Source organism: Paucibacter sp. PLA-PC-4, assembly GCF_026241155.1.
Classification (GTDB): domain Bacteria; phylum Pseudomonadota; class Gammaproteobacteria; order Burkholderiales; family Burkholderiaceae_C; genus Roseateles_E.
This window is the reverse complement of the sequence record NZ_JAPFGP010000015.1, coordinates 1-23,712: the sequence shown is the minus strand read 5'-3', so window position 1 is coordinate 23,712 and position 23,712 is coordinate 1. Positions and strand designations below refer to the sequence as shown.

Genomic DNA, 23,712 nt, shown 5'->3' with positions numbered 1-23,712 from the left:
CTCGACGATACGCCGCGGCCGGGCTAACACCTACCACCTGTGCGGCCGTTGGAGACCCAGCGACCACCAGGCAAAGCCACTAGCCCCTTTGAACTGACAATCAAAGTTACCTCTGCACCAACGAGGTAAGCTAAAGGCCGATTCATTGCGCTTCAGCATCCTGCTGGTGATCCGGCGCAGTGTCGTTCTTGCGAAGTTTCTTCGGTATCGGACTGGCGAACGCCACTAACCGGGCCAAAACATCGCGTGCTTCCTCTTGGAGTTTGAGAGCGACTAGTCCTGACGTAAGGAGTCCATTCTTCTTGTGATAGTCGACCTTGGACCAGAAGTCCGTGGAAGCAACGAAATCATCGAGGTCAGAGTCGGAATAGCTGAAACCCAACTTGCTTCGAATAGCCATCGCCTGAGCAAACACGTCGTGAGCTTGCTCCCAGTCCCAGAACGACCAAACTGATGCAACGAAGTACATGAAAGCCAGCCCTTCAACACGTGATGCGCGCGCCAGTGCATTAGGGGACCACGTTGGCATGATGTCGACGAAGTCTTTCAGCTCTGCCGCGGGGTCGTGGTGGTTCGTAAAAAAATTGGGCGCCAGCTTGATAGCATCGTTAAGAGCGTGCACAAAGTACGGAGCGTGCATGCTCATTGTCGCGAACACGTTGGCTAGATGTGTCAAGTTCGACTTTGTTGCGGCCAGCTCGGCCTCCGTCGTGCCATGTACGAATCGAGAGATACCACCCGGCGCGTACAGAAAGCCGTTCTCAATGATCAAGTCCTCCTCGGTGTAGAGCTGAGCCGTTTCAATGATCTTCGTATAGTGATTAACCATTGAGCGCGGGAAGTAGCGCGCTGCGAGCTGGATGCCCGCAGGGGAGCTGAGAAGCTCTCGCTCGATGCGATCCTTAAAGAAGCGCTCGACCCGCTTCCCCAGCTTCTCAACGCCATCTATGTGCCCTCCGACTGTCGCGGCTGGGACGGTCGTGTAGAAGGGGATGAAGCCGTCACATTCCCAATTTCCGACGCGCTCAATGATGTTTCTTTCCTCAACCTCTGAAACTGCTTTGCCAGAGTGCGCGTTGTGCTTGCAGCTCACCAGCCAACGCACGGTAGTGCCGTCGAGAAGCTTCTCCTCTACTCCGAGGTCGATGCCACCATCGGGGCCTTTGGACACGGACTTGAAGATTGTGAACTCGCGGACTTTCAGGAAGAAGTCCTGACAAAACACCTCAAAGTCGTCTGAAAGGTTCGACCTTCCTATCGGCGCGTTTTCGCTTGATGCGTGACCGGCCTTTGGCGAAACGATTTCCCTGAAGTCGATGATCCCCATCAACCCTCCCGTTGATTGAATTAGGTGGAACGTTGGGCCAACCATAAGTGGTCAATTAACTACACCCCTTGCCACCGCCACGGCGGCGGCCTAGACATAGCCCAGGTGGCCGCGAGCTTGATGCGCCAGTGCAGCAACGCTGCGTAGTCATCGACGGTCTTGACGTTCGAGCAAGACAACCAGAACGTAGAAACCGCCATCGTGCAGCTTCCATGCGTTGCAACTGGCCGCGCCATCAAAGGAAGCGCTCGCAACCGAGACTTTTGCACGGAGTGCGTAGGCATGAGAGGCGCGCTTGGCATTGCTCCTGGGTGAGGGCGAACAGATGCAGTGAACTGCCCGGGTTACCACCAATCTATAAAGCAGCCCCCGTCCGGCTGAATGTTTCAAGTTCGCGACTCAAATAGCTGTTTCAACTAGGGAATGAGTCATTGAACTCTACGAAATGCCGCATTTGATGCACTGCATCTATTCTGGAAAATACCTGGTTATTCGGGCATCAATAGTTAGTGCCCGAATAATGCACTCACGTCACGCATGGCAAAGATCGAATCAAGAGTGCTTTTCTTATAGTAGAAATTTGCGCCATTTATGTAATGCCGCTACCATCGCGGCCCCATTCAAGGAATTACTGAACAAACTTGTTTTGTACAAACTTGTTCAGTAAAGTTTTGCAGCCATGAATATGTTCACTAGCGACGATCTGACGCGCGTTCGGGAGGATTTCTACCTCAGGGGCCAGTCCGTCGCGTCGTGGGCGCGCGATCATGGGTTCGACCCAAACATGGTCTATCAAGTCCTTAGCGGGCGCTGCCACGCAAGGCGTGGGTCATCTCACCAGATAGCGCAGGCACTCGGCTTGAAACCACCAATGGATCAAGCCGTTCTGCGTATGGAAGCACCAACTTCCCAGGAGGCCAAGATGTAGAAAAGAAAACGCCGACCAATCTTTCGAAGGGCCGGCGCGTGGCTGTCGAAACAACCGTGTGGAATCGCTAGTTTCGTCCTCCCCGTGCCTGTCGTCAAGTCCCTGACTCCCGTCGGGGTGGATTTCTTTTGTCTGTTCGGGGATATGAAACCAGCACGCCAAGTCATTACGACATCGCCACATCGATCAGTTGGTGCCGTACATGCATCTTGGTTCCAGAGCGACCCGATTCATCACGAGTCCTTCCTGGAGAAGAGCTGCATCGAAATACTGCTGTTGATGCCAATGGCGGAGCAGATCCGACATCAGCCGATGACGTTGACCTATATGGTTGACGACACGGAGCGCCGCCACATCCCGGACTTCCAAGTAAGGCTAAGGGATGGGACGCATATCGTCGTGGAAGTAAAGCCAGAGGCTTTGTTGGACGAGCACCGGCGCAAATTTGATTGCTGCTCAGCGCAGTTGACTAACGCTGGCATCGAGTATTACGTCTGTACGGACGCATGGCTGACCGACGAACGCGTCGGGCGGGCAGAGTGCCTTCGAGACCAAGCCAGGCGCTCAGCACCGGCCGATGAATTGGCCGGGCTGTTGAACCTCGTGCGCTCGCGTCAGGATCTCTTGATTGCAGACGCGCTTGCGCAAGGTTTCAGCCACCACGTGATCGGTCACGCAGTGGGTCGCCGGCTCTTGACGGCTGGGCCGCAGCTGGATATTTCCCCCTCGAACAGGCTCACATCAATGGAGCACGAGGATGAGCACGTACGTTGTAGCGATTGGCTTGGTAGTCCGCCATGGGGACAGAACGTGGCGATTTGAACGAGAAGTCAATGACAAGGAGAAAAGCCTAGTCTTTGTCGATCAGGTGACCGGCATGACAAGGACGATGACCTTGGCTCACCTGCAGCGTGAGGTGCTGGCGAAGCGGTTGGTCGTGGTCGCAGCCGAAGCGCCCCCATTGGCTGCGCAGGGGAACGGGCCGGTCCGCCTAGTCACGACGCTCGACGACATTCCGCCGAAGCACCGCGCCGAAATTTCGCGCCGTCACGCCTACATCACCTACGTCAGCCGGCAAGGGCTGACGCGCGGACAGCGCTGTCAAATTGAGAAGGCAATCCGCGATCTGCAGGGCAAGATGCCCATGCAAAACAGCGCTGAGGTGTTGGACCATGCAGCCCCGTCAGCCTCAACCGTGATGGAGTGGCTGCGGCGATGGGAAGTCAGCGGCGGCAATGTCGCCGCCCTATTGAACCGAGTAGTCACCCGGCGGCCCCGTCGTCGTCTGCACCCGGCTGTCGTCGAAGCTGGGCGCGAGCTTTTAAGAACGCATTATTTCCAGCGGTCTCGGCCGACGCTAGAAATGACGAAGCTGCTGGTCGATCGCAAGCTTGAGCGTTTGGCTGCCGCCAATCAGATCTCTGAGGACGAAGCGCACATCAGCACCTCGACGCTACGACGCCTCACCCAGGAAACCTCGCCATACGAGCGTGATGCAGCTCGATTCAACCTCTCCTATGCGCAGAACAAATGGCGGTATGCACTCAAAGGCATCGCGGCCGATCGCGTCATGCAGCGCTACGAGATCGACCACACCATCGTGGATGTGGTGGTCATCAACGATATCAACGGTATGCCACTGGGCCGCCCGACGATCACGATCGTTGTTGACTCGCACAGCGGGTATGTCTGCGGCTTCTTCATCAGTTTCTGGGGAACTGGCCTGTCGACGACGCTTTCAGCGCTCAAGGTCGCAATCTCGCCGAAAGGCGATCTGACAGCTGGGCAAGGGCTGTCAAACCCGTGGCTGGCCTATGGCATCCCGATGATGTTCGTCGTCGACAACGGACTGGAGTTCCATTCGCCGCAGTTTCATTCGGTAGCGCAGCACCTGAACACAGATCTGCTGTTTTGCGCCGTTCGCCAGCCATGGTTGAAGCCTTTCGTTGAGCGAGCGCTAGGAACCTATCTCCAATACCTGCCTCATCCGGGCCGCGTTGAGAAGCCCAAAAGCAACTACCTGCCGCTCAATCCGGACAAGACCGCCGTCATCACTTTCAGCGCGATTTGTAGCGGCCTGCTCAAAGCGTTCGTCGATGTTCACCCGTTCGAGATCAACCGGCGCAACCTCGGCCTGGCATTCGACCGGTTTGGCGAGGGGATGGAAAGACTGCTACCGCCGGCACTGCCGACCAGTACCGAAGAACTCGACATCATCGTCGCGGCAAGCAAGTCGCTGGCTGTTAACCAAGAGGGCGTTGTGTCTGACTACATCCGCTACAGCTCGGTCGAACTCGCCGAGTTGCGCCGCGCCACGGCGCAGTCATTCAAGACGACGGTTAAGTTCAATCCCCAGGATCTGAGCTACGTCCACGTGCAGGATCCCCGGACCAAGGGCTGGTTGAGAGTTCCCAGCTGTCAACCGGAGTACACAGCGGGCCTTTCCTTAGTCCAACACAAGGCGATCAGGGCACGGCTCACGGGCGACCTGGCCAGGCGAAAGATCCCGGAGAAGCTCGCGGCAGCCAAGCTGGAGTTGATGGACCTATGGAATTCACAAGCAGTGCACGGCAAGCGGCTGAAGCAGTCGCAGCTGCGCGCCATGAGCGGGCTGACGTCGGTCGATGTCCTGAGATCGCAGTCGGCTGAAGCCAGGTCAATGGCGCCATCGGCGCCAAAGCTCGTTGCCATCAACGAAATGGAGGTGCCAGCGTTTCAGATCCCGGCCTTCGATACCTTGTCTTTCGTAGGTGGCCGCCATGTTTGACGACATCGACACCGATGAGCTTGATCGCCGGGTCGCCGAGCGCCGCCAGAAGACCTACAGCATTGAGGCGATACGTCGCGGCACGGAGATTGACAAGGCCATCGTCATTCACGGCGCCTTCCAGTCAGCTCTGGCATCTGCCGATCGTGTGTTCCAACTGGGCAAGGCGCTCACCATACCAGCCGGTCTTCGCTTGATCGGTCCGCCGGGCTCCGGGAAGACCACCCTGCTTCGGTACTACGCCGATTCTGTACCGGGCAGCGAGCTGTTCGATCGTGGATGTGGCGCGATCAGAATCCGGCTGCGCCATCGCCCGACCCTGCGACACACGGTGGAATCGATCCTGAGAGCGCTGCGCTATCCATTCCCGAAAGTCAGCAATCAGAGCGTGGGCTTGAAGCGAGACATGTCCATCGACGCACTCAAGCAAAAACGCACCCACCTTTTGCTTGTGGATGAAGCACACAACTTGTGTATTCGCACCTCCGCCTGGCCGGCCGGCAGCGAGGAGGGCAACGAGATCACTGAGTACCTGCGGGAGATCATGGATGCGCAGATCGGTTTGGTGTTGACCGGGGGGCCTGGCCTGGAGCAGCTTCCGGAGCGGGACAAGTACCTGCACAGCCGCTGCGCAAGCAAGGCCATGCTGGGGAATTTTGCGCTCGATAACGATTGGGCTGGGGTTGTGCATGGCCTTGCCGCACACAGCCAGCAGCATTGCTTGAAGTTCCTCACAGAATCCCGGCAGATCGTGCTGCTCCATAGGGCGACACGGGGCAATCTGCGAGCGCTGAAGATGATCGTGGTGGAAGCCATCCTCGTTGCAGCGGACGCCCACCGCAGTGATCTGTGCACCGATGATCTGCGCAGCGCCTTTCCCGTTGCACTGGGTGGGCTCATCGAGACACCCAACCCGTGGGGGGTGTAGATGTCGCCTCTACCGATATCAGCGCCTCCGCGGCAGCCGGAGTCCGCATCCGGGTACATGCTTCGGGTGTTAAGCCTGAATGGTGCCCACGTCAAAGAGGCCATGGCATATTGCCGCACGGCACGCAGCATGCGCCCGCTGGCCTCCGACGCCGAACTGTTTGCCGAGCTCACAGGAGTACCGGTGGCTTGGTTCCACAACCGACTCCCTGCACCTCACACCCGCGATCGGTGGCGAGAGGTTGATTTGTTCGGTCGGCGTTGGAGAAGCGCTTGGCTGTTGCGCGATCTCCATCAACAAGTCTGCCCGGTATGTCTGCGCGAACAAGGCATCGCCCGGCTGGAGTGGGATCTGATGGCCTACCCTGCATGCCACATCCACAAGGTTCTTCTGCAAGACATGTGTTGGTCCTGCGGAAGAGCTATTAGCCCTCGTCGACCATCGCTTGAGGTGTGCAACTGCGGCGGATTCATCGCGGCTGCGACCGGAGAAACGGCCGCTATCGATCCGGCCCTGCAAGCTTGGGTTGCGTGGCTGTCCATGCAGCTACTGACGGATTGCAGTGCACCCCAACCCACTGATCTTGAGCGCATTGCGCCACAGGTGCGGGGCCTGAGTCCGGATGGCGCATTCCGTTTGATCTACTCCTTTGCAGGTGGCGGCAAGGCTTTCTGCGGCGAGCAGATGCTGGGCGGAAAGACATGGCTCAGCAGTGCGCAGATGGCCGGCCTACTGCGCGACGGGCTCGCTGCCTTGCAGGCCCCAGCAAGGGGGGTGCTGCTCCCGACCAAGGCGGGCACGCCTTCTGCGCTGGCCGAGCAAGCAGAGGCCGGCGTCACAGCCTGGGATCGCGCGGTCGCCGCACGGGAGGTACGACGGTTGAAGTTGGGGCGCCGGTGGCGCAACGCGGTGCCTCGATGTCCTCAGCAACAAGAGCTGTTTGAGGACAGCTTGTGATTGAGGGAGCAAGCTGGCCAGCCAGGACTTCCCCGGCTGTGACGACGGTGCAGAAACTAAAGGGCGAGAACGAAACGGGGGGAGCTCTATGCTGATCAAGCTCCATCAGCTAACGAACGTGCCGGCGGCGATGCCCGATGAATCGCCCACTTCGTGGCTGAGTCGAGCCGCGCTACACCAAGGTGTCGGCATTACCGAGTTCTTGCGTTTCCTGGGGGTCAGGTACTTCTCCGGCGGGGATCTCGACTTGGAATTCGTAGATTGGTTTGGCCAGCATTTGGCATCGCTACCGGCGCTTGCCGGTTTACGCGCGGCGGTCCACATGGCGGGTTTTGCCCGTCGCGCCGGGTCGAGTTCGGTTCTCCGGCCGCTTTACGAACGGGCAGGGACTCGAACCCTTCCTTTTTCACGCTTCTGCGCTCCGTGCCTGCATGACGCCACGACGCTGTACTTCCCGGTCCATTGGCGCTTCGACGAGTGGCGGTATTGTCCGGCGCATGATTGCCTCCTGGAGGATGCATGCCCAAACTGCAGCATCCCTGCGCGCCTCCCTGTCGGCCTGTTTAGCAAGCAAGGCGCGGGCGGCCGTCACATCAGCCTCGCGCATTGCCGGAGCTGCGGTGCTTCGCTTATGAATCTGCCGCCCGTCACGCTGCGCCAAGCCAAACAGGTCGGCCTTCTGGATGAGGATGTGCAAATCCTGGTCGCGGTCCAAGGCTTGATCGGGAACCTTGCTCGGACCGGACATAGCTGCACGGATTTGGACTGGGCGACAGGGGTAGTCGGCACCCACGGCACATCACGGTTCTCGCGGATAAAAATGATTTGCGTGAACGAGGCCCGTCGCAGACTCGGCGTGTGGCGGGATCACCAGCAGCGTTTCCCATTTCCCGTTGCTATGCCAATGTCGCTTCCATCATCGACATCCGAATGACAGGGACCGAACCCAGGTCAAACTCATATCCGGCACTACCATCGAGCCATGAACAGCGATCCGTTCCCTCTTGCAGGATCACCAAGGGATCGGGAGGAGGCCCTGTTCTCTTTCCTCGCCGAGCACATGGCACATCCGAATCCAACGCTTTGGCAACAGATTGCTCAAAGCTCTGGGCGGCAGCTGGATCTCGGCTTTGCAGCGCTACTGCTTCACTCGCTCGTGGTGGATCGGGTGTCCATTGAAGTATCTGGCAGCCTGTATGGAATTGCGGAAAGTTTGCTCGGCCCTCGTCTGACGGTCTCGGACTATGAGCGATGGCTGAGACATGGATGGATTGACGTTCCGCGCCTGGCGTCATTCCTAGACATGAGTACACGATGAAGCCGCGGCGAGGGACCGCTGCGCGGATACTTGGGGGCGAGGCCGGACCAGACATGGCTGCTGGTGTGCCTAACGACCCATCGCGCCGGCGTCCCGTGCAGCAGCATTTCCCCGTCAATGAGCCGCCAAGCGTTACCGCTTGGGTTTGCCTTTCGTCTCGGTCGAGATTTGCGCCTTGGCCGCGGGCATTGGCCTGACCATGTTCGGCACTTGATTCGTGCCGGTTCGGCCGTGATCAGACATGAAGGAGTGCTTGACCGCCGCTATTGCCGCCGTCACGGGCGCGAAGAAGCCTGACAAACTTTCTTCCAGGGACTCTTTCAATACGCCCATAGCTTCCTCCGCGCTGCGCGTAAGGCTTGCCACAGCTCGTTCAGAGTGTATGCAATGAATCAGCTGGTAGGCACGAGCTTGACGCTATTGATTGTCCGGTTTGGCGACCGATCTCTTGCTCACTTCTCGCCACGTCAACCGAACAGCGGACACCGAACGCTTGGCGGAAGCAGGCGTCGAACCGTCCGTGGGCAGCAAGGGGGACAGCTACGACAACGCGCTGGCCGAGACGATCAGCGGGCTCTAGCCCCCGTGTTCTCGAACTCACTGCAGCTGTTCCGGAATGTAGAACGGAAATATCGAGGCCCTCAGTCGGGTCGGCTACTGCGCAAGCCTGAGTTCTCGCATCACGAAGCCCACGGCATGCACTGAGAGCTCGGCATCCTCTTCTTGGGCGAGACGTAGTCCACGCGTCTCCTGCTCGTTGGCTTTCCCTCGCGGATGCAGCTTCGCAACAGCCTCCGCCACACCGGCCGCAGCATTCAGCTCATACGGTGCTTCACGAATGCGTCGAACCAATTTCCCAAGGTCGAGTTCGACGACCTTCGAGTCCAAGGACTGACTTGCCAACCACCGGCCCAGGAGCACCACCAACGCATTTCTACATTGGTCAATGACTGAGATGGCAGTCTCGCGGAATGCCGAGTCGAGAACGCGCTCGAGAGCTCGCTGCACCGGCTGCCGGTGCTCCTCAAGAAGAGAGTCCAGCCGAGCCTCAGGCAGTACCCCGAAGGACGAGAGCGCTTTTAGCGTCACGAGCACATCGTCACCAACCACCTGTTCTACCTGAACGATTCGCCACATCGACCATGCACGGTCCCGACCGAGCGCAAGCGTCATTCCTTGGCCACCCCTCGGTTTGCCCAGCAGCTCCTGGCACGGCCAGTGGTGGTGCAGCCGCTTTGTCATCGACTCGCCCTGACGATGGTTCGCGAATTGCATGCTTGGATGGCCACGAGTGAGGCATTCATCCGGCTGACCAGCCGGGAACGGCTGGTACAGCCGCCCACGTCGGACCCTCGTCACCGGGTCAAATGAATCCTCTCGAAACAGCCACCGCAGCGCGTCCATCGAAATGCCCCGCGGTAGGTTGGCCGCATCCTCCTCGCTCTCGATGAGCTTGGCCTGCGTCAGCAGCGGTGGCGGCACGACCGCGTACTCCGGACGACCTGCGCCTTCGTACACGTGGCCGGTGTTCTCTTCGAATCCAATGTGCATAGCAATGTGCGTATTCCACTGATCGCGGACACCCATTCCAGGCTGATCGCGGACAGTGTTCCGGGCGATCACGGACGCCCTCGGTGGGGTGCCTGAGTGACGGCCAGATGGTAAGCCAACTGTCCGCCATCGGTTTGGAACGGTGTCCGCGATCAGCGTGGAACTGGCCCATGGGTCAGGCCAGGGAAGCGCCCCGGCGCAGTGACTCGCCCTTGAGCGCGATCGCGTGTGAACCGTGCATCAGCCGGTCCATGATGGCGTCGGCGATGGTGGGCTCACCCAGCCATTGATGCCAGGCGCTGCTGGGCATCTGGCTGGTGATGAGTGTGCTGCGGCTGCCCACCCGGTCGTCCAGCAACTCGAACAGGTCTTGACGCTCCTGGGCAGCGGTGGGAGCGATCGCGAGATCGTCGAAGACAAGCAGGTCCAGTCGGGCCAACTGGGCCAAGCGACGGCCGAAGCTGCCGTCTCCGTGCCGGGCAGGTGGGCGGAGCCATCTGATGGCAGTTCATCTCGATTGCCTATCCTTGCCTTTGTGAAACTCGACTGGGACATGTCGCCAAACCGTGGGGACGTAAGTGTTTACATGAGCCTCGAGGATTTCGTGCGGCAAGTTGATGACGCGACCGCCGTGTTCTACGCGTTCTTTGGGCTGGTGGACCGGCACTTCGGAATCCCGGCTTTGGAGACCTGAGCATTGCAGCTCGTCGCAGCAGGTCGCCTGCCGAATGGCGTTTGCGCTCGTCGCAGCGTGAGGACAGGGGTGTCCAAATGACTAGGGGCAGTCCAGACCGCGTCCTCTTGGCGGCTACCAAAGATTGATAAATGAAGGTTGGCTGGTCGCGATCGGCAAAATCAAGTGTGTATCAAAGCACTATCCGAGATTGCACTTATTAACTTCATGCGTCTCGTGGACGTAGTTACTATACAGACGGTCGCTTGTATAGTAAATAATATATTTCGACACACTTCCTATTGAGATCTCGACGCCCCTCTAGTTTCGACTCACTGGCGGCAAATTACCTGCGAACTATGGACCCGCGGGTTAGTCCATGATAAACTATCGATAGTTAAGTCTTCGGAGGTGTGGGCGGTTCGAACCCGTCGCTGCTTAGGTCCGCGATTTTGTTCTTGACCTGTGTTGGCCTCACTGTTTTTTGCATTGAGCCGACATTTTTTCAAACAGTCATCAATTTCATTATCGGAGGTACCAATATGGTTATTTTTTCATATCCAGCAGTCAACTTCGCAATTCTCAAGTCGTTGTTCAGTGTTTTCGCAGCAGTAACAGCGGGCCTTGTGGCGAACGGTGTAACTCCTCACCTATAAAAGGCGCTCCCGAATGGGAGCGCCTTTTTCTTTATGCGACAAATCCAACGTTCCGCCGAGCAGATTGCACGCATGGAGAGGATATGGCTAACGTCCAGAGCCAGTACCGCATTGTTGAGCGGTCTCAGAGGCGGGACGTCCTAATCTGGTACTCATGCGCGTCCTTCTGGCAATGCTGATCGAGAGCAAGACAGTCGCGAAGTACATGAGTCAGCAGCAGGCCGAGATATTGGAACAGCTAAGTTCAATTGCTGAATCTGCTGGGCTTGATTGATCGCCTCCGCCAAGACCGGTCCAGTCGGTCTGCGTTGCCGATCGATTCATGTGAATTGGGTCCGCCCCCTAGGTTCAACCCCAAGGCGCACTAGAGGCACAAGCGCGAATAATCACGCGACATAAGCGCCGCGGCTTGTCGCCTTCCTACGGTGACAATCTTCGAAGCGCAGTTCAGGAGGATCCATGTCTGCACTGGCCGCTGAGGCGCCTCCGGCGCCAAGCAAACAATCGATGTCGGTCAATGCCACCGGGGAAGCCGTTGAAAGCCTGACCCCCGAGTTGGTAATTGCGCTTTGCGGTCCGATCGGCTCGCCACTCCACGAGACAGCGACTCAGATTGAGAACACCTTGCGTGAATTCAACTACAAGACTGAGACTGTTCGCCTGAGCAATCTGATTCGTCTGAATGCAAAGAAGGTGAGCAAGACCATTGATACCTCTTCAAAATTTCGGGAGATCAAGGCGCTCATTGAGATTGGCGATCAACTCCGTGACCAGTATGGCAGCGACGTGCTGGCAAAGCTTGCGATCGCCAAGATCGGCGCAGACCGAAAGAAGAGCTATGGTGCCTTTGAGGACGTGGCAGCCGAGGGCGCCAAGCCGAACGACCAGAAGATTCGCAACCAACGCATTTGCCACGTCATTGACTCGATAAAAAACAAGGCCGAGCTAGATCTGCTGCGTTTGATTTATGGAGACGCACTATTTGCAGTAGGAGTCTTTTCCCCTCTTGAGCTTCGCAAGATCAACTTGGAGCGTCCGGGCAAGCTCTCAAAAGATGAAATAGGCCTGTTGATTGATACCGACTCAGGAGAGGAATTTGCTCATGGTCAGTCTGTTCGGGATACGTTCCCGCGATGCGACTTCTTCCTTCGAGTTGACCATGCAGTGGTTGGTCCGTCAGAGCCAAGAGCGGTTGGGCAGCTAAACGAGCGCATTCGCCGTTTTTTCGATCTGATTTTTAGAACTGCAGTTGTCACGCCCTCTGCTGAAGAGAGTGCTATGTACGCGGCCGCCTCTGCCGCAAGAAATTCAGCTTGCATGTCTCGCCAAGTAGGTGCCGCGGTGACAAGCTCGACGGGCGAATTGCTAGCCGTGGGATGGAACGATGTACCGCAAAGCGGCGGCGGCCTGTACGGCATGAAACCGATCGCCGCAAGAATCGTTCAGCAAGCTCAAGCGGAAGACCAACGCTGCTTCGCGCAGACCGGAAGAAAGTGCCGAAATGATGAGGAAAAAAGTGCAATAGCTGACAAAGTCGTCGAGAGCCTGATAAGCGGTGGCGTCTTGTCTTCTGAGTCCAAGGAGACGGCGATCAAGGCCATTCTTGCTGACACCCGGGTCAAGGATCTGATTGAGTTTTCTCGCGCCGTGCATGCTGAGATGCATGCGATCCTGGGTGCAAGTAGAGTCGCGGGCGACCGAGTAGTGGGGGGCAGCATCTACGTGACCACCTATCCCTGCCATTCCTGCGCCAGACATCTTGTCGCCGCAGGCATTGCGGAGGTTCATTACATCGAGCCGTACCGCAAGAGTCTTGCAACACGGCTCCACGAGGACGCTCTCACCGAATCGACCGATGCGCAGGGCAAAGTCCAGGTACGACAGTACGACGGTATTGCGCCACGGCGCTTCATCGAGATGTTCGAAGGCGGCTCTCGCAAGCAGGCCGGAGTGTTAGCATTAAAAGGTCGGATACAGGCGACTCCCCTGACTCAGGTCAGCCTCAAGGCTATTCCTCGGCTCGAAGAGGTCGTAGTCGCAGAAATCGAGACCAAGGACCTTCAGCTCCACAGTCTTCTTCCGAGTGAGATCAACGATGACAAAGCCCCAGGACAAGACAACACAGCAGCTTGAGTTGCGGCTGCTCATGGATCTCAATAGTCGGGTTGACCCAGCAAGCACTCTTGGCGTCACTGGTAACAGCAAAGGCGGTTCAGAAGTAGTGTTGGAGCAGGCTGCGTCCGACAAGGACATGGCCGTCTATAAGCAGATGTCTGTGAACTACTTCAGCAGCCTTCAAAAAGCCTGACTACGTAGCTCCCCGGAGAGTGCACAAATGAGCCAGTATTGCTGGCACTTTGTATTCCGGTGGCGCCTCGCACATCAATGGGCATTCGATGCCCAGCACTGCCGAAGCACCAATGCCGCGTAGCGTGCTCTGTGGTCGCTACTCTCACGGCCCGAAAGCGACTTTCCTAGTGCGCCCGACGACAGCATCACCACGCTGCTGTCGTAGTCCGACTCTAGGCTGCTGGAAACGAAAGGGGGGCCGAAGGCGTGCATGCTCTACAACGTGACCATTTAGCCGAGCCTCGACCCCGCCCTACAAATCGCCTGCTGGCAAACCCTCCGACGTCCGGCACAAGTGCTTCTGCAGCTGCGTCAACGCCGACGGCCTCAGCGGCGCAGGTAGGTTCACCACCGGCTTCTTCGTCCTCATCGGCAGGTTTGCCCGCATCGGCCGCTAGCACAGCGGCGTCCACGCCATTGCCGCCCAGCAATTTCAGGGTTGGGTCGATCGACTCGACTGGCGTGGTCGAACTCGGCAGCTTCTCAATGCCCACTAAATATGTGCGCAACGCCTGGAAAATCGGGCGTCCCATCGAGGATATCGTGACGCCAGTGTGCCCCCAGAGCTTCAGCATTGAGCTGCTGGATGCGCTCGCATCCAGCGCGCTGTTAAGGACTCAGCATCCAAGCCGAGCCCAGCAGCATCACAACCTTAGCCGTCTTTCGCCGCAGGCCGAAGTCTGGCGGCTTGCTGCCCACAGTTCGGCTCAACAGTTGCGTGGCACCAATCCGGACGGCGCCTCCCGCTCGATTCGTGTTCGGCAGGGGGACGAAGGTGTATCGCGGCGCAAAGATCCAGGACAGGAAGACCTGGTTGAGCAGCGAGTGCGTGGCGCAACTGCTCGCCCAAGGGCTTGACCCCCGGCAGGCGTTGGCAACGGCCTCAGAGCCGTACGCTGTCAGGCAAGCGCTGCGATAGACTAGATTGAACAAAAGGCCGGGAAGAATCTGGCGCGCAAGGGAGGCTAACAATGACGAAACTTCGGGCGGGAATCGCCGTCGTAGGCGGTGTCGTAACGGTCGTTCTAGCGGAGGTGCCGGCCGATCCGAGCTTGCCGATCAGCATCCTTTCAGATTCCAGTTGGACGCTTCAGACAGGCGACCGCGGCCCTGCGTTGGCCCTTTTGCATCAGCGGTGCGCGAACTTCTTTAAGCAACACTCAGCCGACTTAGTCATCGTCAAGGCCAGCGCCGTTCCTCAGGGCGGCTCCGTCAAGCTGGCAGTATTGGAAAGCGCGGAGGTCCGAGGTGTCGTTATCGCCGCAGCAGCTTCGGCCACTCGGGTAACGTGCTTACAAAAGGCGCTGATCTGCCGTACTTACGGGGAGCGCAAGGTCGACGAATACCTGAAGGACGATGCCTTCTGGAGCGCGCAGGCCACCGGCGAGAAGCTGAAGAAGACTAGTCGTGAAGCGGCGATGCTGGTCCTCGCAACGAGGGGCTCTTGATGGGAACTGTGATCCCCCAACTCAAGCTCGGCTCGAAGCTTGGAAGTGGTCACTTCGGAGACGTCTTTCTTGGCCTAGACAGCGTCCACGGGGAGGTTGCCGTCAAGGTCATTTCGCGCAGCGTGGGCGAAAGCGACAGCGATTGGCTGGCCCGGCGAGCCGGCCTGCTTGCAGAGGCTCAGCACCTATCGAAGGCTCGACACGAGAATGTGGTGCAGGTCCATAGCATCCACGAACTGCCAGATGGCAGTAGCGTCCGCTTGTGCATGGCGTACTGCCCAGGTGGCTCGCTCCAAGGCGCGTTCGACGCCGGGCCCATGCCCTTGCTCCAGGTTCGTAAGGTCGGAGCAGAAGTGGCCCTAGGACTCGAAGCGCTGCACGCTCGAGAGATGCTTCATCGTGACATCAAGCCGGGCAACATCTTGTTGACGGCCTCAGGTGTTTCTCAGCTCGGCGACTTTGGCCTTGTGACCGACGACCTGATCTTGGGATATGGATCCCAGGCGGGATACTTCGATCACATCGCTTATGAGGTTTGGCACGGTGGCCCGACCAGTCGGAAGACCGACATCTGGGCGCTCGGGATGACTCTGTACCGCCTCTTGCACGGAAAGGCCTGGTACGAACTCTCACCGCCGCCCAAAGATTTGATTAAGCACGGTAGCTTCAGCGACACGCTTCGGTGGCTTCCCCATGTCCCCAAGGCATGGCGCAGAGTGATCCGGAAGATGCTCAATGACGACTCAGACCTCCGATACCAGTCTGCGTCTCAGGTTCTCAATGCTCTCTCCGTGCTGCCAACTCCGGCTTGGTCGACGACCGTCGCGCCCGGAAAAGTTATGTGGGAGCAAAGGCTCGGCGACCGACGCAGGCTCGTCGAGTGGACCGAGCACTCAGCCAGGAAGCATGAGTGGAAGGCTTGGAGCGAACCGGTCGGTAGGCCTGGGCGCAACATGACGCTCGGCGGCTCCGCCACCTCTATTCCGAAGGCACAGCTTATGCGCGAACTCGAAGCATTCCTCGAGGCGTAGCAGCTACGCCGGCCTAAGCAGTCGAGGCAGCAAGTACGGCCCGACGACGTCCGCCGCCGTGATGAGCTTGAGGTCCAGATGGCCCGCTGCAACGACACGGCGCTCATCCGAACAAAACGAGCAATACGTCGAACTCGCCACGACGCCGTCCTCGGGCGTCCAGTACCGCTGGCAAAAGCGGCACTGGGGACGCAGAACGGCCAGGTTCCTCGACCCTTTGCTCATGACGTTCTCCCGCTGCATGTCATCACAGCTCATCAAGGACTTGAAAGCTGTCTATTTATACAGTGTATGGCCGGACTCGAACCTTTGCAACGTTCCGGGTGTTGCCTGAACGCCCAAGAAGCCAAACGAGTCGAACGCTGGACCGGGGCACGAGCTATGAAGCTCGACGCACGGATTGACTTAAACCGCAGCTGGCGGCGGTGTCGAAGCAGTCGCCTCCGCCGGCAGACCAACCACTGCCAACACCTGAAGCTGCTGCAAACGAATGGACATCGCTTGCTCGCTCACTTCAAAGTTCCGGGCAAGCGACGCGACCGAGATCTCATCGAAGAGGTCACGTTCGAGACCTGCGGTCATGACGTGAGGAGCCGGCATTAAGAGGCAAGCCGCAAACGAATTCGCCTCTCTCTCCTGCTGCACTGACGTCAGTGAGCCTTCTTGGTTATAGACGGCGGAACTTGCTTCGCCAACGCGCTGGTAAACACGGATCTGACGATCGATGAACATGCGCTGACCAGAAGAATCCCCATTGGCCTCGTCGTCGTGAAGGACGAGATGACCCAGCTCATGGGCGATGGTGAACCGCTTTCTATTCTTTGGGTGTTCTTTGTTAACGAGCACGTGACGTTGCGCGTCCTTAACGATGAGAACGCCAGCGGTCTCGTCGTCCATGTCTTCTTCATGGACGCGAACATTGAGGCTCTCTAAGACCCTGTCCAGGTCCACTGGAATCGTCAGCGCGCCGGCATTACGGAGAACCTGTTGAGCCTTGCGCTCGATTTCTGCTGCAGAGAGTTGACTCATCGCGGTTCACCCATTTCTAGGATGGCGGCAATTTTCTGCAAAGTCTTCTGCGGTGCGGTGTAGGTCTTCCCCGCAAATTCAAGCGAGGTCATCTCTGGAAGAGCGCGCTCTTGCTCGACTTCTGAAGGACGGGGAAGGATGTCAAGGACATTGGCATCGAACACTTCGCAAATCTTGTACAGCACATGAAGGCTGAGCTTCTGAGCCCCCTTCTCTATGTTGGTGATGGAGGTTCGCTCCAAGTCGACCATGGCTGCCAGATCCGCTTGAGTCATCTTGCCATCAGGCGTCTCGCTCCCCTCGCGCAGCTTCTTTATGCGCTCGCCAAGGAGTTGATAGAGGCGTCTCTCGTCAATCACTTTGTCTATTCCCCCGGTGCTGTTAATCGGAGTCTAGCCCAACTTGACAGAAATGTCAACAACCTTGACATCCAGCTAAACCTAGAGTTTGAATGTCAGCCAAATTCACAAGAAAGGCATTTTGGCACACCAATTTCTCTCATATTGGTTGATATGTGCTACCATGACCCTGCTTTTCAACAGCAAACTGGGATCGGCACGTGAAGGCATGCCGGGATGGTCAAAAAAATGCGCCTTGTAGGCGCGGAGGAGATGAAATGAAGCAGCTGGAATGAAACAAGGGGTCTTACCTGGACGGCAAGACCCCCTGAGTGGACTCGTTGACTTAACAACTCATCCGGTTTGGCGACCAAGAGTGTCAACGAGCGCCGTTCAGGCGTCAACCCGTCCAAGTAAAGGCCGTAGTCCGGCCGGAGTGATTCCGGCCGCATGGGTTCCTTACTTGATACGGAGATTCCGTTGAACACTGTTCATATCGATATCGCTGGCAAGAAGCTGGCAACTCCCCCTGGCGCCAAGCGCGGCCAGGAACTCATCAACCTGGGCAACGTGACGGCGCCCGAGCAACTGGTGCTCGAGGTGGACGGCGACGTTGACATCGCGATCAGCCCGAATGACGTCATCGTTGTACGTGGCGGCGAGCGCTTCAGCGTGGGCGACGGTAGCCCCCAACTGCCCGACAACCCGCTGATGCGCAAGGCGGTCGCGGCGACGCTCAACGAACAGCCGTTGTCGACCTACGGCGGCGGTCGCCACGGCAAAGCGTCCGTTGCTGAACTGGTGATCTGGGCCGGCGGCGGCGGCCAGGACATCTGGATCGACCTCGATGGCCTCGCCGACGAGCTGCTGCTGCCGACCGACCGTGTCGTGGTCCAACCCGCGGACCACTTCATCTCGGTGCCGCGCGAAGAGGAGGATCGCCTCTACGAGGTCACGGTCATCCTCGACGGCGAGGACAAGGCGCGCCGCTTCCCCGCCTCCATGACGGTGCTGCAGGCCATCCGCCGCAGCCTGCCGCCCCGCGACCGCCCCAACGCGGCCGAGTTCGACATGGTGGACGGCAACCTCGGCACCGCCGCACTCGACGTCAACTTGACGCTGAAGGCCGCGGGCGTGCGCGACGGCCACGTCTTGTCCATCACCAAGAAGAACGGCGGCGGCGGTTGAGCGCGGCGGCCATCGTCAACCCGAAGCTGGCGTCCGCCAGCTTCGGCAAGGCGATCCAGCCGCTGCTCACCGGACGGGAACGATTCACGTTGTTCGGGGTTCGCCTCGTCTCGTACTCGTTCCCATTCCTCGACGTGGATCTGGATTGGCCCGCCCAAGGGCGGGCCATCCGACTTCGCGTCGACGGTACGGACTTTCCGTACCGGCCGGTGGGCGGGTGGTGGATCGATTCTTCGGGCGCACGTTTGTTGCCGGGCCACCAGGCAGTACCGGTGAACAACGGCTTTCACGCGAACAAGCAGGACGGAACGACACCGGCGCCTTGGTTCTGCTTCGCCGGCTGGCGGGAGTACCACGACCACCAAAGCCATCAGGATTTGCCTTGGCCCAGCATTCGCGCTGTGCCGAGGTACGCCGTCCTTCAACTGATCCTGCAGCTCCAGCGCGAGCTGAACAAAACGGGGGTTTCACTGGCATGAAGATCCAAAAATGGAAGATCGACCGCGGGGTGATTGCCCAAACGGAGGTCGCATTGCGCAGTGGCGAGCACGAGGTGTTCGCAATCTGGTCGGCCGAGAAGGTCAAGACTGACCTCATCGATGAGATGGCAGTCGACGGTTGCATCATTCCCGGACAGACCCCGGGGGTGACAGAGGATGGCGTCTGGGTGCATATCGAAGGCAGTGAGCTGCAGCGCATCCAGCTCGACAACTTCAAGGCCGGCCGTCGAAGCGTGATCCAGCTCCACACGCATCCGAGCGCGGACGTGCGCATGTCCAGGCTGGATCGCGCGTGGGAAGTAGTACGCCATGTCGGCGCCTTGAGCATCATCGTTCCGCACTACTGCCGCTTCGGATTGCAGTTGGGCGCCCATGCCAATGTCTACGAACGCGAGGAAGACGACTGGCGATTGTGGTCGCCGGCCGAAGCGCGCGAAAGGCTGGTGGTCGTATGAGTGCCGCTGAAAAGAATCGCCAGGCGCTGCTTGCGCTTTTTGGTGACGATGCTCTCGTGTCGAAGTTGTCCAGTACGCGGATCGCCGTGGTGACGCCGTCGGACAACACACCCGCGAGCGCGGTCCTGCTGGCCAAGGTGCTGGTTGATGCATTGGCCAGGCTGTGGCCGAACATCGACTTCTCCGGCGAAATTGCTTGCGGTCTGCTTGTCGTCGGACAAGATGCTGCCTTGGCCGGCCGGGCGCCAGTGGACGGCTTGAATGTCGACTGGGCACCGCCGTACGACATCGTCGTCAGCGTCGGCGGACCTGGGCCCGAGGGCAAGTCACCCTGCATCCAGGTTGGCGCCGATGGGTGGCACGTTCGCTTCGGCGAAGGCGCCACGTGCGGCGGCAGCTTGAACCCTGTCGGCCCCGCCTTTTCCGCTGGCCTGGCCGCGGCGCAGGTCTTTGCGACCTGCTTCGCGACCGCGCTGGACGGGGCGCGCCTGCAGCCACTCGGAAACTGGAGCGCGGACGTGAGGGACCTCTTTCATGCACCCGAACTCGAGCTCTGCCCGTTCGAACTACAGGACACGCATGTGTTCGGCGTTGGCGCGGTCACGCACTCGATGGCATGGATGATCGAGAACTGGCCAGAGCCGATTTCGGGCGCGCTGCACCTTGTCGACGGTGACAACTACGGCGATGGCAACGGGCAACGGTACGCGTTCATGAAGCAGGAAAACGTCGGCACGTCGAAGGTCGACGCGGTTGCGGCCCGCCTGAACGCAGCGCATCCTGCTCTGGCGACACAGCCCCACAACCTCGGCATGAACGTCTACTGTGCGGAGCGCGGTTACGACCGGCCGTTTTTTCGGATCGTCGCGGGGCTGGACTCCGAAGAGTCGAGGCGTCAGGCGGGATTGAAAGACGCAGTGCGCACGCTCAACATGTGGACGAGCGAGCACTACATCGGCGCGGGTCAATACGTACCCGGCGACGGGCGCGGTTGCCTGGTCTGTGCCTATCCAGAACCTGTAGAAGCGCCGCTCGACGAGGTCACGCTGTTTCACAAGCAAACCGGCTTGTTGCCAGATATCGTCCGCGAGCTGCTTGATTCTGCGCGCGGGCTCACCTCGGCCGAAGCTGAGAAGGTGGCGCAAGCCAAGGGCGTGCCGGCTGAGCGCATCATCGGCGAGCCCCTGCGCTCTGTCCTCCCTGTGCTCTGCGCGACCGGCAAGGTGCCTTTGACCGAGGCAAAGAAGGCCGTCGATGTGCCCTTTGCTTTCTCGTCGCTGCTCTCCGGGGTGGCCGGCTTCGTCATGCTCCTTCGCGACGTTCAGGTGGGCCGCCAGACGAGCGAATGCTGGAACCAACACGTTTTCAAGAAGGCGTCGCCGGCGATGATGAAAGTCGAGGGCAGGCACAGCCGGTGCGTGAGGTGCGTGGCAGCCGAGATTGTTGCCCATACCGGCTGACAAGGCCGATGTCGCTTCGCGCAAAGCGCGCCACCCGGTTTCGCCGGTGGATCAGGGTCTTGCCGCAAGCTGAGCCATCCAGTATTGAACCTGCGCGTCGCCCAACTTGGAACTATCGGCCTTCTGAGTCGCTCAACTTGGAACTTTTGGGCACTGCGGCAGCCAGGCCTCAGCAGTTGAGGTTGAGGGCTTCTTAGGGGGGGCGGCCGGCCAGCTGGTCGGCCGCGCCACCACCCCACGCCACAAGCGGATCGCCACATCGTGCCAGGGGCCCCAGACGCTGCCGAGGCCTCGCACTCGCGGGCCCCTTCCCACTCCCTCCGGCCGTCAGGCGATCCAAGGGCCTCTGGCGGCCTTCTGACCGCCCCCTGCACCCAAGGCGCGGGCAGCTCCGACGGAGTTCCAAGTTAAGCGCACGGAATTCCAAACTCAGCGCAAACCGGCACCCTTCTCTCCCGCTTCCCCTCGGCGAGTCCGCCAGGGCGCCATCCAAAAAGTTCAGAGATGAACGAACGAAGTTCAGACATGAACGGTTTTCGACACCAACTTGTCAACGACTGAAACAAGGGTAAGCAGAGCCCTGGCAAACCCCAACAAAGCGCGCATCAGGTCATACGGGTTTTGCATGACCCCCTGAAGCATGGCGGTTACGGCGTGGTTACATTGGGATGACAATGGCCACCTCGGCTTGCCGAGCGCCCGTATCACCGCCCCGGCGGGAAGCGGCATTGGGTCAGGCCCGACGCGTCACCATGAGATCGAGCCTGTCCCAATTCTGCTTTTTAATTGATTGGGATCGACATGAACCAACCTCTGATGGAAGGGCTGCGCTTGAACGTACCCGCCTATGTGAAGCACCAGCGCCTGATTGCCTGGGTGGCAGAGATCGCCGCGCTGACCGAAGCGCGCGACGTCTATTGGTGCGACGGCAGCCAGGCCGAGTACGAGCGCCTGTGCCAGCAGCTGGTTGAGGCCGGTACCTTCAAGAAACTCAACCCCGAGCTGCGCCCCAATAGCTTCCTGGCCTGCTCCGATCCCAGCGATGTGGCGCGCGTCGAAGACCGCACCTATATCTGCTCGCCGGATAAGGCCGACGCCGGCCCGACCAATAACTGGATGGCGCCGGCCGAGATGCGTGCGTTGCTGCAGACCGGCGACGCTGCCCTGTTCAAGGGCGCGATGCGCGGTCGGACCCTCTATGTCGTTCCTTTCAGCATGGGCCCGCTGGGCTCGCCGATCGCGCATATCGGTGTCGAGCTGTCCGACAGCCCCTATGTGGCGGTGAATATGCGCATCATGACCCGCATGGGTCGCAAGGTGCTGGATGTGCTGGGCGACAACGGGGAGTTCGTGCCCTGCGTGCACACGGTCGGCGCGCCACTGGCGGCCGGCCAGACGGATGTGTCCTGGCCTTGCAACAAGACCAAGTACATCGTTCACTACCCCGAGACGCGCGAGATCTGGTCTTACGGCTCGGGCTACGGCGGCAACGCGCTATTGGGCAAGAAGTGCTTCGCACTGCGCATCGCCTCGACGATGGGACGTGACCAGGGCTGGCTCGCCGAGCACATGCTGATACTGGGCGTCACCAAGCCGGACGGCAAGAAGTTCCATGTCGCCGCCGCCTTCCCCAGCGCCTGCGGCAAGACCAATTTTGCGATGCTGATCGCACCCAAGGCTTTCGCCGGCTGGAAGGTCACGACCATCGGCGACGACATCGCCTGGATCAAGCCCGGTGCCGACGGCAAGCTGCGTGCGATCAATCCCGAGGCCGGCTATTTCGGCGTCGCCCCGGGCACCAACGAGCTGACCAACTTCAACTGCATGGCCAGCTTGAAGCGCGACGTGATCTTCACCAATGTGGCGCTGACCGATGAGGGCGATGTCTGGTGGGAAGGCATGAGCCAAACGCCGCCGGCACACCTGATCGACTGGCAGGGCCAGGACTGGACCCCGGCCATCGCCAAGGAAACCGGCGCCAAGGCCGCCCACCCGAACGCCCGATTTACCGTGGCCGCCACCAACAACCCGGCACTGGACCCCGAGTGGGACAACCCCGAGGGCGTGGTGATCGACGCCTTCATCTTCGGCGGCCGCCGCTCCACCACCGTGCCGCTGGTGACCGAGGCGCGCGACTGGATCGAGGGTGTCTACATGGCCGCGACCATGGGCTCCGAGACCACTGCCGCTGCCGCCGGCCAGCAAGGCGTTGTTCGCCGCGATCCCTTCGCGATGCTGCCCTTCATGGGCTACAACATGGCCGACTACTTCCAGCACTGGCTGGATCTAGGCAAGAAATTGCAGGCCAGCGGCGCTACCTTGCCCAAGATCTACTGCGTCAACTGGTTCCGCAAGGGCGCTGACGGCAAGTTCGTCTGGCCCGGCTATGGCGAGAACATGCGCGTGCTGAAGTGGATGCTGGAGCGCGTCGAAGGCCAAGGACACGGCGAAGAGCATGTGTTCGGCATCACGCCGAGCTACCGGGACCTGAACTGGGAAGGCCTGGACTTCAGCCCGGCCCAGTTCGACCAGGTCACCAGTATCGACAAGGCTGCATGGCAGACCGAGCTGGGCCTGCACGCGCAGCTGTTCGAGCAGCTGGCCTACCATCTGCCGGCCGAGTTGCCGGCCACCAAGGCGAAGATCGAGCAGCGCCTGGCCGCCGAGTAAGCACTGACTTTCAATCGGGATAGGGGGGAGTCATTATCGACTCCACCCCTCCCACACCACCGGGCATGCGGGTCCGCACCGGGCGGTTCGAGAGCTTGAGGTCATGAGAGGCGAGGTAATCCGAGGCGGTCGAACCAAG

General features: G+C 59.5%; 22 protein-coding genes and 1 pseudogene. 17 read left to right on the top strand and 6 right to left on the bottom strand.

The window, feature by feature from the left end:
• Positions 1-142 precede the first annotated feature (142 nt).
• Positions 143-1,327, bottom strand: coding sequence for a hypothetical protein (locus OOZ63_RS20970; RefSeq protein ID WP_266007563.1), 1,185 nt, complete (start codon positions 1,325-1,327; stop codon positions 143-145).
• 679 nt (positions 1,328-2,006) lie between these two features.
• Between OOZ63_RS20970 and OOZ63_RS20965 the strand changes: the two genes are divergently transcribed.
• From OOZ63_RS20965 to OOZ63_RS20935, 7 genes are all read left to right on the top strand, one after another.
• Entirely contained in the window at positions 2,007-2,255 is a 249-nt protein-coding gene (locus OOZ63_RS20965; protein WP_323055772.1) for a DNA-binding protein, read from the top strand.
• An 84-nt stretch (positions 2,256-2,339) separates the two neighbouring features.
• Positions 2,340-3,077: a TnsA endonuclease N-terminal domain-containing protein gene (locus tag OOZ63_RS20960; RefSeq protein WP_266007562.1), complete on the top strand. Its 738-nt coding sequence runs from the start codon at positions 2,340-2,342 to the stop codon at positions 3,075-3,077.
• Positions 3,013-5,022: a transposase family protein gene (locus OOZ63_RS20955; protein ID WP_266007561.1), complete on the top strand. Its 2,010-nt coding sequence runs from the start codon at positions 3,013-3,015 to the stop codon at positions 5,020-5,022. Before OOZ63_RS20960 ends, OOZ63_RS20955 begins: the two co-directional genes overlap by 65 nt.
• Positions 5,015-5,950, top strand: coding sequence for an AAA family ATPase (locus OOZ63_RS20950; RefSeq protein WP_266007560.1), 936 nt, complete (start codon positions 5,015-5,017; stop codon positions 5,948-5,950). Before OOZ63_RS20955 ends, OOZ63_RS20950 begins: the two co-directional genes overlap by 8 nt.
• Positions 5,951-6,907, top strand: coding sequence for a TniQ family protein (locus OOZ63_RS20945; RefSeq protein ID WP_266007558.1), 957 nt, complete (start codon positions 5,951-5,953; stop codon positions 6,905-6,907). It begins immediately after the preceding gene.
• An 88-nt stretch (positions 6,908-6,995) separates the two neighbouring features.
• Entirely contained in the window at positions 6,996-7,841 is an 846-nt protein-coding gene (locus tag OOZ63_RS20940) for a TniQ family protein (RefSeq protein WP_266007557.1), read from the top strand.
• Positions 7,842-7,889: 48 nt separating this feature from the next.
• Entirely contained in the window at positions 7,890-8,225 is a 336-nt protein-coding gene (locus OOZ63_RS20935) for a hypothetical protein (protein WP_266007556.1), read from the top strand.
• A gap of 132 nt (positions 8,226-8,357) precedes the next feature.
• Here the strand turns inward: OOZ63_RS20935 and OOZ63_RS20930 are convergent, their stop codons facing one another.
• The 3 genes and pseudogenes from OOZ63_RS20930 to OOZ63_RS20920 all read right to left on the bottom strand — a co-directional run.
• Positions 8,358-8,558 (bottom strand): hypothetical protein, encoded by a 201-nt coding sequence (locus OOZ63_RS20930; protein WP_266007555.1) that lies wholly within the window; start codon positions 8,556-8,558, stop codon positions 8,358-8,360.
• 321 nt (positions 8,559-8,879) lie between these two features.
• The gene (locus OOZ63_RS20925; protein ID WP_266007554.1) at positions 8,880-9,848 is read right to left on the bottom strand and encodes a hypothetical protein; all 969 of its coding nucleotides are present in this window, start codon (positions 9,846-9,848) and stop codon (positions 8,880-8,882) included.
• Between the two features lie 103 nt (positions 9,849-9,951).
• Positions 9,952-10,251 (bottom strand): annotated as a pseudogene (locus OOZ63_RS20920) (ATP-binding protein); the annotation flags it as partial.
• A 1,313-nt stretch (positions 10,252-11,564) separates the two neighbouring features.
• Between OOZ63_RS20920 and OOZ63_RS20915 the strand changes: the two are divergent.
• The 5 genes from OOZ63_RS20915 (at position 11,565) to OOZ63_RS20895 (ending at position 15,933) form a co-directional block, all read left to right on the top strand.
• Entirely contained in the window at positions 11,565-13,238 is a 1,674-nt protein-coding gene (locus OOZ63_RS20915; protein ID WP_266007553.1) for an anti-phage dCTP deaminase, read from the top strand.
• Positions 13,201-13,413 carry a hypothetical protein gene (locus OOZ63_RS20910; protein ID WP_266007552.1) on the top strand — a complete coding sequence of 71 codons (213 nt, stop codon included), beginning with the start codon at positions 13,201-13,203 and terminating at the stop codon, positions 13,411-13,413. The genes OOZ63_RS20915 and OOZ63_RS20910 overlap by 38 nt, the downstream gene beginning before the upstream one ends.
• 503 nt (positions 13,414-13,916) lie before the next feature.
• Complete coding sequence (locus OOZ63_RS20905) at positions 13,917-14,312, top strand: hypothetical protein (RefSeq protein ID WP_266007551.1); 396 nt, start codon at positions 13,917-13,919, stop codon at positions 14,310-14,312.
• Between the two features lie 113 nt (positions 14,313-14,425).
• Positions 14,426-14,902: a hypothetical protein gene (locus OOZ63_RS20900; RefSeq protein ID WP_266007549.1), complete on the top strand. Its 477-nt coding sequence runs from the start codon at positions 14,426-14,428 to the stop codon at positions 14,900-14,902.
• The gene (locus tag OOZ63_RS20895; protein WP_266007548.1) at positions 14,902-15,933 is read left to right on the top strand and encodes a serine/threonine-protein kinase; all 1,032 of its coding nucleotides are present in this window, start codon (positions 14,902-14,904) and stop codon (positions 15,931-15,933) included. The genes OOZ63_RS20900 and OOZ63_RS20895 overlap by 1 nt, the downstream gene beginning before the upstream one ends.
• Before the next feature lie 405 nt (positions 15,934-16,338).
• On the opposite strand, the gene OOZ63_RS20890 is transcribed toward OOZ63_RS20895, so the two are convergent.
• Positions 16,339-16,962: an ImmA/IrrE family metallo-endopeptidase gene (locus OOZ63_RS20890; RefSeq protein ID WP_266007547.1), complete on the bottom strand. Its 624-nt coding sequence runs from the start codon at positions 16,960-16,962 to the stop codon at positions 16,339-16,341.
• Positions 16,959-17,321 carry a helix-turn-helix domain-containing protein gene (locus OOZ63_RS20885; protein ID WP_266007546.1) on the bottom strand — a complete coding sequence of 121 codons (363 nt, stop codon included), beginning with the start codon at positions 17,319-17,321 and terminating at the stop codon, positions 16,959-16,961. The genes OOZ63_RS20890 and OOZ63_RS20885 overlap by 4 nt, the downstream gene beginning before the upstream one ends.
• Before the next feature lie 459 nt (positions 17,322-17,780).
• Between OOZ63_RS20885 and OOZ63_RS20880 the strand changes: the two genes are divergently transcribed.
• The 5 genes from OOZ63_RS20880 (at position 17,781) to OOZ63_RS20860 (ending at position 23,573) form a co-directional block, all read left to right on the top strand.
• Entirely contained in the window at positions 17,781-18,488 is a 708-nt protein-coding gene (locus OOZ63_RS20880) for a hypothetical protein (protein ID WP_266007545.1), read from the top strand.
• Positions 18,485-18,967 carry a hypothetical protein gene (locus OOZ63_RS20875; RefSeq protein WP_266007544.1) on the top strand — a complete coding sequence of 161 codons (483 nt, stop codon included), beginning with the start codon at positions 18,485-18,487 and terminating at the stop codon, positions 18,965-18,967. The genes OOZ63_RS20880 and OOZ63_RS20875 overlap by 4 nt, the downstream gene beginning before the upstream one ends.
• Entirely contained in the window at positions 18,964-19,443 is a 480-nt protein-coding gene (locus tag OOZ63_RS20870) for a hypothetical protein (RefSeq protein WP_266007543.1), read from the top strand. The genes OOZ63_RS20875 and OOZ63_RS20870 overlap by 4 nt, the downstream gene beginning before the upstream one ends.
• Complete coding sequence (locus OOZ63_RS20865) at positions 19,440-20,903, top strand: hypothetical protein (RefSeq protein ID WP_266007542.1); 1,464 nt, start codon at positions 19,440-19,442, stop codon at positions 20,901-20,903. Before OOZ63_RS20870 ends, OOZ63_RS20865 begins: the two co-directional genes overlap by 4 nt.
• Positions 20,904-21,704: 801 nt before the next feature.
• The gene (locus OOZ63_RS20860; protein ID WP_266007541.1) at positions 21,705-23,573 is read left to right on the top strand and encodes a phosphoenolpyruvate carboxykinase (GTP); all 1,869 of its coding nucleotides are present in this window, start codon (positions 21,705-21,707) and stop codon (positions 23,571-23,573) included.
• Positions 23,574-23,712: the final 139 nt, after the last annotated feature.